Raw genomic sequence first — 13,091 nt, 5'->3', positions numbered from 1 at the left:
AGTACAAACTCATTGTTAGAGCAAACCAAATTGCTTGGCAGGAGCTCAAAAATATGACCGCTTAAAACTGAGTGTGCGTAACATGAGTAAATAATAAAACTGAAATTAGTATATTGAAATGGACCGGTGGAAAAAAAGGCAGTGGTAATTTTGCAATTCATGGCGAAAATCTTTCAGCTTTGGCGGCTATAAAAGCGGGTTTTGGCATGACAGATCGTGAAATGAAGGTGGATGTTATATACATTGATCCTCCATACAATGTCGGCGGAAATCAAGGATATAAAAATACGTGGAAAGGTATTTCAGAAAAAGAAAGAGACTGGGCGGGGAATCATGGAGCATTTCTGGATTTTATGGAGCCACGATTAAAAATCGGTCATTCACTCCTCACTGAAGAAGGAGTTATATTTATATCAATTTGTGATGGAGAAGTTGCGCACTTAAAAATATTGATGAATCAAATTTTTGGTGAACAAAATGAAATTACGACTTTTATCTGGAATAAAAATCAAGGATCTTCAGGAAGTCACGCTACGGATATCCATGAATATATTCTTTGTTATGCTAAAAATAAAAGTAAAACACCACGATTAAAAGAAATTAAACCATCTGCATCCCTTATTATTGAAAAAGCAAATTGTTTTGTAAAAACGTTTTCATGGGAAAAAGCTCAAGAGAAATTTAAAGAATGGATTAAAGAACAAAAAAAGCTCAATTTAATAACTGGCGGGGAAGCCCAATACTGCCTAATTCATCCTGTAAACAAAAGAGTTATTCAAATAGATAATTCTTGTGCCCATGATGACCATAGAGGGAAAAGATGTCGAACCCCATTAATTCATCCAGAAACTAAACTTCCTTGTCCAGTGCCGAAAAATGGATGGAAATGGAAACAAGAAACACTCGAGAAGCTCGTTAAAGAAAATAAAATTTATTTTGGAAAGGATCATACTACCATTCCGAGAATTATACGTTATCTAGATGAGCATTTAATGGAAAATCCTCGTAGTGTAATTACTATGTCATCAACAGGGAAAAACGATCTACCCAAACATATTAAATTTTCAACGCCAAAACCAGTAAAACTAATTGAGCATCTTATATCTTTATATCCTAAAAGAGATTGTATTGTCCTGGACTACTTTGCCGGATCGGGAACTACTGCTCAAGCAGCTCACGAGTTGAATAAAAAAGATAATGGAGTTAGAAAATGGATTTTAATTGAAGAGATGGGTTCAACTTTTCATAAAGTAATGATACCGAGACTTGATGCTTTTGATATGGAAAAAGATTATTCAATTTTTAGTGTAGAAAAGAAACCATTGAATAATCTTGAACTTCTAGACACATTTAAACGCTATTCTTTTGATTTTTTTTCTGCATACCATAGATTGAATGAAAAAAATTTAGTTATTAATCAGGGCTTGCAGGTCATGGGCTTTGATGAAACATCATCAATGTTAGTAGCAATGACAATACCCCATGCGCGAAATGATAAAAATTTTTTTGAAAAAGAATTATTCATTTTGAAGCAGGAAACCAACAAATATCAAGCTAAAAATATTATTGTGTACACTGTAAAAGAAACATTAGAAGAGCCATGGGTAGGGGTTGATCAATCTATTATGTTGGGAACGCCATGCAATAAAATAAAAATAATTAAAATACCTGAGGAGCTCATTAAACAATGGCATGAAGTTTTGTCTGGCATGTCGAGGTGAGGAAAATATGAATTTATACTCACACTTAAAAGAATTCCAAAAAAATGTAGTAGATAAAAACCTACTATTAATAGACGAAGTTTTAAACCAAAATAAACCAATCTATGGCAGACAGGTCACGATCTCCCCAACTGGTTCGGGCAAAACATTCATTATGGCCGCTTTAATTGAAGCTGGTTTAAAAAATTTTCCTTCAATTAATTTTATTTGGTTAACGCATAACAAACAAATCCTAATACAAACCCAAAACGAAATTAGAAAAAGTCTCGGAAATATAGTTACCACTGTTTATGATATTGAGCATGAAATAAACTCTTTTATGGGCAAAGTATTATTATTTAATGTTCAAAAGGGAATCTCAAAAAAATCCCTCCATTGGTTAAAAAAATGGAAATCTTTCCAGGATCTTGATAGACGCCGTTCTATTTTGATAATTGACGAAGCTGACGAAGGTATGTCTGGTAAAAATATGGATTCTTTAACACAGGTTCTTTCTCCCATTTTAGAATTAGGGTTTACTGCCTCATTTAAGAAAAAAAATAATGAATATGAATATATTAATGTCTCTTATAAAGATGTGATTGAGGCAAACATGCTTGTGAAAGAAATCTTTTATGAAGCTTCAGATGAAATTAGTCGAAAAGAGATAATACGTAGAGCAATAAATCAGAGACAATTCCTAGAGGAAAAAGCGAATTTATTAAAGGAATTTGATAAAGATCGTTTTTTCATACCAAAAATGTTAATCCAGGCTCCTGCAAAAGATTGTGAGGATATGGCGAGAGAACTCAATTCTTTTTTACAACTGAATGATCAGGATTTTTTAACTCAAGTAGTTATTCATACACAAAATTCTCGTGGATTAGATGAGTTGGAGGACATTTCAGAAGTTAGGTATATCATTGGTGATCTTATGGTTGAGCGAGGGTGGAATTGTCCGGAAGCATATGTTTTGCTGTCAACGAAAGAATCAATTAGTAAAAGTAAAGGTATCCAATTGTTAGGCAGGGTCATTAGATTACCAAAATCTATTCCTTTTGATGAAGATTTTGACGAATTAAATAGGGGGTACGTATATATTTCTGGGAAGCACTCAATAGAAGAATCATGTAAAAATTTTATACATGAGTTGCCTGTTTTATCTCCCCCTAAAGAGGTTTTACAAATTGAAATTCAAAAAAATATTATAATTCCTTCTATAAAAACTTTTACAGATCGATTAGAAAAAAATATAGAAGATGATAGCTTGATAGGAACAAGCGAGTTAATTTGTGAATCAATTGAAGAGTTATCTAAGAATTGCGCGACTCAACTTCCTATAGTTAGACAAGGTAAACTCAAATTAGATAAAGAAGTTTCTGTTAATAGCGAGATGAATAGAGTTGGACAAGTAGAGTGGAACGTAGAGATGGCAAAAAAATGCCTAATTGACGCTCTTACATATCATCTGCCCAGAAATTACGCAAGCCTCATTATAACTAAATATCAGATAAAATTAAGAGAAAGTGGGGGGCTTGAAAGAGTCGCTCCTTCTGCCAAATATTTAGCAAAGTTAATCAGAGAATCAAAAAACATCCGAGATATATCTTCTAAGTTATCTTATAAATATGAAGCATACAAATGGCCACCTTTTAAACTCATTTTAGCATATCCTCATCCGCAAGAATTTAAAAATTCTTTATATCCAAAAGTACAATTAAATAGTGAAGAGTTAGACTTTGCAAAAATTTTAGAAAAGATTTGTATTAACAATAATTTTAATTGGGTCCGCAACGATATTTCGAATATTAAAATTTTTAAAGGGCATTGCCCTGATTTTATTGTTTTCAATGAATATAAATTTGTATTTATTGAGTTTAAAGGAAAGCATTTATTGTTTTCTGATGATACTAAATACAAAAATTTAAAAGGGCAAATGACATGTCCTTACTTATTGGTATATGCAGAAAAAGATACTGGTGTGCATATGGTAAAAGGATTAGATGGCCAAATTGATCAACCCTTTAATGAATTACTTATAAAAATTACCCTTACCTAAATTTATTCAATTTCAAATATAACCTCTCTTCTTCTACTCTTTGAAAATTCAAAGTTAACCCAAAAGTAAACTTTGGTTACAAATCTGCTTTAATCCCGAAAAAAGATGATTGCTTGAGTTTCAATTATAAATTTTTTAAGAGTAGTATGTAAGTTCCAATGATTCACTTTGTGATAGATAACGTACCTTATCTATCACAAATATGCTAAGATCGAGAAAAAACCAAAGGAGTGAGCCTTGAATTCTCTTGATCTACAAAATGACAAAAATCCAAAGTTTGTGATAGATAAGATTAAAGGCAAGGTAAGTGTTCAATTTGATACCAACTCATTGAAGGCATGGTTTGGATATTATTATGAGGTTCATGTCAAAGGTGCGCCTGAAAAAACAGAGCAAGCCAAAATGAGTGATCTGACAAAATTCATTCAGTTCTTTGAAATGGAAGTAGGGCACGATCAAGTTGATAGTTGGACCCCCGCGGTTAGTAAGCAATTTCAAAAATCTTTAACAAAAACAATTTCACTAATCACTCAAAAACCATATAAGGCGACTACGGTTAATAGAACCATGGCTACAATTCGGCATATTGGCAGATGGCTTCATCAGCATCGACCATTATTGGCCGGTGATCCACTGGCACAGGTTAAAGATGTGCAAGTTGATGCACCTGACTGGAATGGGTTAACAAGTCGCCAATTAATGCGACTTAAATCTGCTTGTGAACAACGGATTAAAAGTTGTACTCGAAAAAACCAAAATCCATTATTGGAAGCCGCAATATTTTATACCTTGTTGGGGAGTGGTCTTCGGGCATCAGAGTTGGTTTCTTTGAATGTGTATCAGTATGAGAGGAACGGTTTATCTAATGTCGTTCGACATAAAAGTAAAAGAGTGACGGGTAGGGTGCCTTTACCAATAGAATCGAGGCAGTTTTTAGAGCAATATTTAGAACTAAGAAATCCAGCACCAGATGAGCCATTATTTGTAAGTCGATATAATACACCCCTTAAAACACTTGATGTTTATCGGACTTGCCAACGACTTGTAAAACAAGCCTTGGCATTTTTACCTGATGAGGAGAAGTTTGATTTTACCCCACATATGCTTCGTCATACGTTTTTAAAAAAAGTGACAGATAAACATGGGGTTCATTTTGCGCAGGAAGTTAGTGGTAATGTTTCGATTAAAGAGATATTCAGGTATGCCAAACCCAGTGAGGAAGAAATGCAGACGACGATTGAAGAATTGTTTGATAGTTAACAGTAAAAAAATTTTAAGACAGGAGGTTATATGTTTAAAAAAAATGATAATTTTTATATTGCTTTAGTTCAATTTGGTGTAGATACATTTGAAAATGGAACTACTCTTGATGAAACTAAAGATTACTTATCAAAAAAAGGATACAGCCACCAAAGTAGCAGCCACTTTTTTAACGAAATATTTCATAAGCTCTTTGCCCCACATTTGCATGAAGCGGTTTTTAACCAAAACCTACCTGAAAAATTAAAAAACAAATTTTTTATAAAACCAGAAGCCTACTTTAATTTAATACAGTATAAGGCTAACAGAAGTACGAGAAATGCTTTCTATGTAGCAAGCATTTCTTTAATTATTTCTGCATTCCCATTTGTTTTTAATTTTTATTTATATTTAAAAAAAGTCTTTTGTTAACAATTAATTGTCAAGACTAATTATTGAGGTGGTATTTCATGAGGTGTTGTGTTTGGGAAATATATTAAAAATTTATTTGCATATTTATTACTTATATACCAATTATGAATAATGCAATCTCTTAATGGGTAACTGGTTTACGTAAATATATAAAGTAAAGTCCCAACATATGAGCATATTAGTAGAAACCTCAAGACTGTTAATTAAAACACCCATCTTAGATGATCTCGAGTATTGGTATCTCCTGCATTCAGATGAACATGTTATGGAATATATGGGTGGAGTCCAAAGCAAGTCAGTAATTCAGGAATGGCTTCAAAGTGATATTTTGCATTACAACAAACATCATTTCACTATGGGTTCTGTTTTCGAGAAAAACAATAATGAATTCATTGGTCGTGCTGGGCTTGTTTATCTTGATCACAATGATAATCAACCGGATATCGAAATTGGATATATTTTACATAAAAAATACTGGGGCCAGGGGTATGGAGTTGAATTAGTGGAGGCATTAATTGATTGGGGATTTGCTCATTTAGCTGTTGATAAATTAGTCGTTGTTACTCGCCCTGAAAATACAAAGTCAAAGTGTTTATTAGAAAAATGTGGCTTCCATTATGTAAGAATCATTGTATTTGGTAATATAGATTTTCTATTGTATGAAGTGCATAAATAACGTTTTCAAATTAGCCCAAGAGAAAAAATATTTGCAGAGCTAGGAAGCCGACAAGTGATAGTCCAAGTCATCCTTGCATAGAAAAACCCATTACTGGGGTGTTAGTAGAATATTATGTTCGTACCACTAATTTCTCTTTTTTTTTTCAGAGAGGTTTTTTAAAATCACTACACATAAATATTTTGCAATAATGAAGAAGTTTAATTCTGAAAATGAGTTTCTTACCTGAGCAACGATTTATTTTCCTTCCTTTAGGTATCGAAGCTGGACCGGCTTGTAACAAATATATTCCTTTAGTAAGCTAATCGACTGATTAAACTTAGATGTTGTGCTCTTGGAATAAAGGTTACGGCAGTGAAACTTGTTTACGGTATTATCGACTAGGACTTTAACATTTTGATGCAAACTTCTATTTGTGCCAGAAATAAATCTAAAGGGATCTAAAATGAATTTAAGTGAGATTGAGAAGAAACTTGGCGAAAAAGCAAAGTTAGCAGTTAGTCTTTATTTACTTGATGAAAAAGGTCTCATTACCTTGGAAGAAGGGTACAAAACTGAAGTCATGATGCCAATGGCCAGTACTAAAAAAGTTGCTATTGCCTTGAGTATTTTGAAAAAAATCTATGACGACCAGGAATTGAGTTTAGCTACTAATATTACTATTAAAAATACCGATTTCTCCCCTGGGCGCCCTACGAATACATTAGATCGGTATTATTTCAGGCCCTGGTCTATAGAAACAACAAGAACTGTTGACGAATTATTAACCTACATGTTAACTGAAAGTGATAATACTTCAACTGATGTACTTCTTGGTTTGGCAGGTGGTCCAGACAAGGTTAATGAACTAATTTCCCAGCTTAATATAGAAGGTCATCATCTATCCTTTACTTCTAAAAAGTTGCTCGCTGATTATTTTAAAGTGCCTGAGGAAAAATCAATCAACAGTATTCTCCAAATACTCTATGAATTTATTAGTGCTTATTCAGTTCGCCCTACCGAAAATTGTCTGGCGGAGTCAGAAGAAGATGCCTGCACTGCTAAGATGATGACGGATTTATTAAAATTGTTGGTTTCTCAAGATGAGAAACCAAGCTGGATTGGAAAAGCCGCTAATGTCTTATTAGAGAAAATGCGACAATGCAAAACCGGCGAAACCCTGATAAAAAAAGGAGCCATCGAGTTTTTCCCTAGACCCACTGACTTTGGTTCTAAACAAGGTGGTTTAGGAGGAATCAGAAATGATACAGCGTTCATCCAATTTAAAGAGGGCCACTGGGCCATTCTTTCAATTCACACATGTCAATCAAATCTTTCTTTAAAAGAAAGAGATGAAATTATTTCAGATTTAGCTAAAGAGATTTTGATAACACATTGCAACTTACAACCTCAATTGAAAGAACCTTCGGAGGAAGAGTATCAAGATAGTTGGCTTCCTACTTGTTGTACTCTTTTTTAAATGAAAATTATTAATTAGCTCCAAGCCCCTATTCAAAATAGGTTTTGAGTTGAAAAAAGGTGGTTATTTGCTAAGCGATTGGAATTAAACATTCATTCTTTCGGTATTAATTGAAAGCACATCATGCATTGTGGTTTAAAAAGGCATCTTAGATTTCATTATTAACAGATAGTTTTCTCACATTCCATGCCTTATTCTTGCAACATTTTCCTTTGATTAAAGAAAAAACTTTCGACTTTAACAGCATGTTAGTTCAAAATTACTGCACATAATAATCTACTAACCACAATAACTTTTATGTGTTGCAGCGCATAAAGCTTATTGTGGAAAGTAAGTGATTATGTAAAGTAGTTCAAAAAAAACCAATAATTGCATGGATCATCCGCCAAATTACCTTACATAATATCTAAACAATTACAGATGGTCCTCCATTGAAATAGTGGATGTATATGTCCTCTATAAGGATTGCACCCACTGCAATAGTGATTTATTTTCTTTCCATGAAGGTACTTTTGGTATCGCTGCAGCACGGACTTTTTCCATTGCTGCTCGTTTCATTTCAAGATTAGCTCTGAAATAAATTTTTTATATTTTTAATATCAAGATGGCTATGAAAGAGTTAATTTACAAAAACTTAGTCATTTTTAATAATAACATTTTAAATGCGTATTGACTGCAAACTAGGCCTTGCGTACCATTCGAAAAATTAAATGGATAACAGCTGTTTAATAATTAATTCTTTCATATATGGAGTGTATAATGCCTAACTATTCAGTAATGGTGATAAAAAATAAAAATGAATACGATACTAAACATTCAATGAGTGTTAAGTCAAAAGAAGAGTTAGACGTTAAATTTAATGAGCTCAAAGAAAAATATAATGCAACAGAAGATAAAACTAGAGAAACAACTATGGGATCTATGGGAAGTCATGGTTTTTTCAAATTTGCAACTGGTCAATGTAAACATAATAAAGAAGTGGAAATACAATATAATGAAGTGACAGGACAGCATCGTTGCTAGGGGTTATTAAATAATTACTTAGTTTTAGTACAATATTGAATTAATGTCTTCTCGAAATTATAAATATTAGGTGCAGTAGTTGAATAAGAACCTGATTCAACTTGGGGTTAATCAAAAAATTCCCGCACCTAATGTTTAGAATCAACAATGAATCTATAGTACGAAAGTACATATCCAGTTTTAATTTACAATGATTGTAGCCATTTGAGTAGCGTTTTATTTTCCTTCCAGGATGGTAGTTTGGGAATAGGTGCTGGACTGATTTTCTCAATGGCAGCACGTTTCATTTCAAGGTTTGCTTTGGCATAGATTTCCGTGGTTTTAATATCAACATGACCTAAGAAATCACGAATAATATCTAAGGATACTCCACCTTGTAGCAAATGCATCCCTTTTGTATGCCGAAGTGTATGTGGACTGATTCTTTGTTTAAAATGAGGATGAGCTTCGCGTACTAATCGTTCATATTTTTGTAGAATATAATTAACGCCTACACGTGTTAATTTGTTACCTTGATTGTTTCGGAACAATGGATAGTCAAATGTCTCAGGAAGCAATAAATTATTTTCATGCAAATAGCTTTGCAAAAGGTTAACTGTATTATCCATAAGCGGAACTATACGTATTTTTCTTCCTTTGCCTAAAATACGAACTTGGGCTGGCGTTTCTAATCGCACATCTCCCACGGTAAGGTCAATCAACTCCTGCACGCGTGCACCAGTATCATAAAGGACACTTAATAGCACAACATCTCTCCGACCCGCAGGTTTTTCAAGATTTGGTTGTGCTAAAAGAGCAACAAGATGATCTTTAGAAAGATAGCTGACTTCAGGACGAGCAAACCGACGCAATGGAATGGCCAGTATCCGTTGGCATTGCAGTAAATATATTGGATCTTCTACTTGAATATATCGAAAGAATGCATGTAGTGTGGTCAGGCGATGATTTAATGTGCGTGATGTACAGTGTCGATCTTTTTCAAGATGATCAAGAAATGCTTCTATTAGTTCTACATCGACCTGTTTAATTTGTAGTTTTTCAATCGGAATATTCTTTACATCACGACAAAATCGCAATAGTAGAATAAAGACATCACGGTAAGCTTTTATGGTATTTGGACTTAAATTCCGTTGACCAGCCAGATAGTTGCTCAAGAAACGGCTTAAATAAATTGAAAAATCTGTTGGTTTCATGATTATCTCCCTTTCGGTATTACACTGCCAAATTGCTTATTCATGCGCTCAATCAGGTTAGGAAATAACTCAGCAGTCAGATGAAGGTATTTCTGTGTACCTGTAAAATTTTTATGACCAAGATAGGCTACAAGAAAAGGTAGCTTAGCATTCAGATCACAACCTTCTTCATACCACTGAATAAGTCTGTGTACCGCAAAAGTGTGGCGAAGATCATGGACTCTTGGCCCTTTTCCTCTGCCTCTATGAGGAATGCCGCATTGGAGTAGCATTTTTCGGAATAAGGTATAAATGGTTCCTTTGCCCCAAGAATTTTCTGAAGGTGAGGGAAAAAAGAAAGCGTCTTCTGTTCGTTTTTCCAGAGAGTTATTATCTATGCATTCAGCATATATTCGCAAGCGTTCTACCGTATCCAGCGCAGGTGGAACCAGTCGGTCTTTATCATGCTTACCTTCTCGAATAGTGATAACACCTCGTTTCAAATCAACATCACGAACACGCAAATTCAATACCTCACTTAATCGAAATCCACATCCATACAATAAGCGAAATATCTCTGGAATAATAAGATGTCGCAGGGGCGAACATGGTGTTGGTTTAATTTGATCTACGGCATGAAAAATTTTTTGAATCTCACATTGTGTAAAAATATGGGGAGAGAAAATATATGACCGTTGAGCGCCAAAGCGATAAGGAGGTACATAGGCTGGATAACCTAATCGTATCATTAAACGCGCAAGTTGCCGAATGAGGATAATTCGATGTTGTTGTGTTGAAGCTTGCTCATCAGGTTTTTTCTCCAGCCACTGCATCACAAGCTCTTTGGGTAACTCATTTTGCTTTATCGTCGTATGGCAAAGAAAATGATCAAAGCATTTTAAAATGCGATCATGTTTTTCATATTTATACCCACTCGCTCGTTTCTCCAGAATCAGTTGCCTAATCATCGGTGCAAGTGGGCTTTCAAACTGAATGGCTGTGCTGTTAATTGCCATGATTCACCTCCTTGATAGTCAATGCCACTTGACGTAATGTTTCAACACTCGTTTTAGCGTAGATCATCGTTGTGTTCATGGAGGCATGACCTAAAATATCAGCAATCATCGAAAATGGAGTATTATCCTCTAGCAAATAGGTGGCTAAACTATGTCGTAGTGAGTGCAGCCCCTTGTGCTGTTGGCTTCTAAACTGAATGCCAGCCACACCTCTCCAATATTTCACTATGGTATAAAAGTGATTATTTGTGCTCAATGGAGTAAAAGGCTGCGTTAATCTTAAAAATACTTGCCTGTATTTTATTTGTGGGCGAGCATATTTAATATAATCGATTAAGGCATTACCAACTTCATTGGTTAAAGGTAGACATAAAGGAGCTTTGGTTTTTCCTTGCGTAATTGAGATCATTTCCGCCTCCCAGTCAATATTATCTAAGGAAATCTCACGAATATCGCCTAACCTCAATCCTAATCGGCAGGCCAGTAGCAATATGGCGTAATCTCGTTTTCCTCTGGGCGAGCTTCTATCAACTGCATCAAGTAATTTAACTATCAATTCTCGGTCCCAAACTGAGGGTATCTTTGCCTGATAAGGAACAGTGATACTAGGTACTGATTGACTTAAATCGTTTTTTAAGTAACCTCGATAAACCAGAAACTTTAGGTACATACGTAGATATGAAGCAATTCCTGAAATAGTTCTTTGACTGTAACGCGATAACGAACAGATAAAATCGGATATATCTTTTGGTTGTATTTGGTAAAAAGTTTTAATGTTTCTTTTTCCCATGAAATCAAGGAATAAACTTATCTGGCTAAAACATTCACGTACTGTGCCAGGACTCAAGTAACGTTTCTCTTCGCAATATTTTTTATATTCATATAGGTTCTTTTGCATTGCAGGTGGGATATTAAGTTTATCTAATACAATTTTGCAACGCTCAAAATAGCCAAAGCGAGCATAGTTCCACAGTATTTTAAGGCTAAATTCAGCATGTCGTCGCCAATCTTTATATGCAGAAGTTGGCAAATTGGGATGAACATCGTGATATTCTAAAAATTCCAGTATGAGTTTTTCACAGAGCTGTTTTTTGTATCCATTCTTTTTGGCAAACGTTATTAACCTGTTCCAGGTGGACTGATAACGCCGTATTGATCGTTCATTATAGTTAAGTACTTGTAATTGACTTAAGGCACCAAATACTAATTCATCTAGTGATAGCTTTTTTGGTTTAGGTTTATTGGAAATCATGCATAATCCTCCATTGGTTGTTGACGTCCTTTATGGCCGCATGGAAGGATTATCGGAGATATTATGTAAAGTCTTTAGATAGATATCTCCTGATATTATTGGCTTATATTCAATTACTTTACATAATCAATTACTTTCCACAATAGATCTTTGTAATACTCAATCTCGAATACCCTAGCTCCTGGCTAATCATTTCCCTTGCAGTCCTGTCCCAATATTTTTCAAGGGGATTAAGTTCTTTGTAAACTCTACCTCCTTGGATTGGGCATATAAGCCCTTTACCAGTTTTGTCATATGACTTTGTTATTTCAAGATATCTTCGCTGAGCGTAGGCATGGCGAAGTCCATGGCATTTGCTTAAGCCCATTTTTTCTATGACTTCATGATACTGGGCTAGATGATTTTTATAGGTCTTTTCTTTAGGAATGGGTTAAATTACAGATCTGAGGCAAATGCGAATTAGCGTCATATTTCGGCTTAAATTAATGAAAAATTAAGTCACATTGGTTATTAACCAATCTAATCTGGTAATAAATTACTTCATTTTAATTTCTTCAAATGAGCAGTTAAATTTATAGTAAAGCTCGGTCATAGCAAGGGTTATCGATGATTCCAGTTCGCATTTGCCTCAGATCTGTAATTAGCTTTCCATAAGGCTTGAATCTTACATCGTTTTAGATAATCTATGCGTTTATATCTCATAGCTTCAACTCCTGTACAAAATCAGCAAAGGATTTTACCTTATCTTAACTGGTTGTTTTATATACAAAAGTTGCGTTAACTAGTTGAATTCGCCTTTAGTTTGTTGCTTAACGTTTCCGAATTATTCAACGACTCTAAGTTATCGAGCAGCTCCTTGACTGGTTTATGATTTTTCATTAAAGGATTAGCCCACAAAAACAAGATATCGTCATCAGTTAATATTTTTTGCACTATATCTGGTTTTTCTTCCAGTAAAATTTCTATCGCACAGGCTACCAACCATTTGGAAGTTGATAATTCCCCTTTTGCGATTTCCTCAATAGTTTTTGGAGCAATACTTTTTTCTTTGTTAAAAAGGATT

The 13,091-nt window shown here is 34.4% G+C and carries 10 protein-coding genes and 2 pseudogenes; 7 read left to right on the top strand and 5 right to left on the bottom strand.

Annotation, left to right across the window (positions count from 1 at the left end; translation table 11 throughout):
- The first annotated feature begins 113 nt into the window (after positions 1-113).
- The 7 genes from Lsan_RS10730 (at position 114) to Lsan_RS10700 (ending at position 8,588) form a co-directional block, all read left to right on the top strand.
- Complete coding sequence (locus Lsan_RS10730) at positions 114-1,721, top strand: site-specific DNA-methyltransferase (protein ID WP_058514390.1); 1,608 nt, start codon at positions 114-116, stop codon at positions 1,719-1,721.
- Positions 1,722-1,728: 7 nt separating this feature from the next.
- Entirely contained in the window at positions 1,729-3,759 is a 2,031-nt protein-coding gene (locus Lsan_RS10725) for a DEAD/DEAH box helicase (protein ID WP_058514389.1), read from the top strand.
- 237 nt (positions 3,760-3,996) lie between these two features.
- Positions 3,997-5,019 (top strand): tyrosine-type recombinase/integrase, encoded by a 1,023-nt coding sequence (locus Lsan_RS10720; RefSeq protein WP_058514388.1) that lies wholly within the window; start codon positions 3,997-3,999, stop codon positions 5,017-5,019.
- A 30-nt stretch (positions 5,020-5,049) separates the two neighbouring features.
- Positions 5,050-5,430, top strand: a complete 381-nt coding sequence (locus tag Lsan_RS10715) for a hypothetical protein (RefSeq protein ID WP_058514387.1) — start codon at positions 5,050-5,052, stop codon at positions 5,428-5,430.
- Between the two features lie 169 nt (positions 5,431-5,599).
- Positions 5,600-6,106 carry a GNAT family N-acetyltransferase gene (locus tag Lsan_RS10710; RefSeq protein WP_058514386.1) on the top strand — a complete coding sequence of 169 codons (507 nt, stop codon included), beginning with the start codon at positions 5,600-5,602 and terminating at the stop codon, positions 6,104-6,106.
- Between the two features lie 445 nt (positions 6,107-6,551).
- Positions 6,552-7,565, top strand: coding sequence for a serine hydrolase (locus Lsan_RS10705; RefSeq protein ID WP_058514385.1), 1,014 nt, complete (start codon positions 6,552-6,554; stop codon positions 7,563-7,565).
- Between the two features lie 759 nt (positions 7,566-8,324).
- Positions 8,325-8,588, top strand: a complete 264-nt coding sequence (locus Lsan_RS10700) for a hypothetical protein (protein WP_058514384.1) — start codon at positions 8,325-8,327, stop codon at positions 8,586-8,588.
- A 185-nt stretch (positions 8,589-8,773) separates the two neighbouring features.
- Here the strand turns inward: Lsan_RS10700 and Lsan_RS10695 are convergent, their stop codons facing one another.
- The 5 genes and pseudogenes from Lsan_RS10695 to Lsan_RS22610 form a co-directional block, all read right to left on the bottom strand.
- Complete coding sequence (locus Lsan_RS10695) at positions 8,774-9,781, bottom strand: site-specific integrase (protein WP_058514383.1); 1,008 nt, start codon at positions 9,779-9,781, stop codon at positions 8,774-8,776.
- A gap of 2 nt (positions 9,782-9,783) precedes the next feature.
- On the bottom strand, positions 9,784-10,776 hold the full coding sequence (locus Lsan_RS10690) for a tyrosine-type recombinase/integrase (protein WP_058514382.1): 993 nt from the start codon (positions 10,774-10,776) through the stop codon (positions 9,784-9,786).
- Complete coding sequence (locus tag Lsan_RS10685) at positions 10,766-12,028, bottom strand: site-specific integrase (RefSeq protein WP_058514381.1); 1,263 nt, start codon at positions 12,026-12,028, stop codon at positions 10,766-10,768. The genes Lsan_RS10690 and Lsan_RS10685 overlap by 11 nt, the downstream gene beginning before the upstream one ends.
- A gap of 130 nt (positions 12,029-12,158) precedes the next feature.
- Positions 12,159-12,455: pseudogene (locus tag Lsan_RS23440) on the bottom strand (phage integrase N-terminal domain-containing protein); the annotation flags it as partial.
- 350 nt (positions 12,456-12,805) lie between these two features.
- A pseudogene (locus Lsan_RS22610) lies at positions 12,806-13,091 on the bottom strand (hypothetical protein); the annotation flags it as partial.

It is taken from the genome of Legionella santicrucis, assembly GCF_001468135.1.
In the GTDB taxonomy this organism is placed as follows: Bacteria; Pseudomonadota; Gammaproteobacteria; order Legionellales; family Legionellaceae; genus Legionella; species Legionella santicrucis.
Note: the sequence above shows the minus strand (reverse complement) of the source record. Positions and strands in the feature narration are given on the sequence as shown.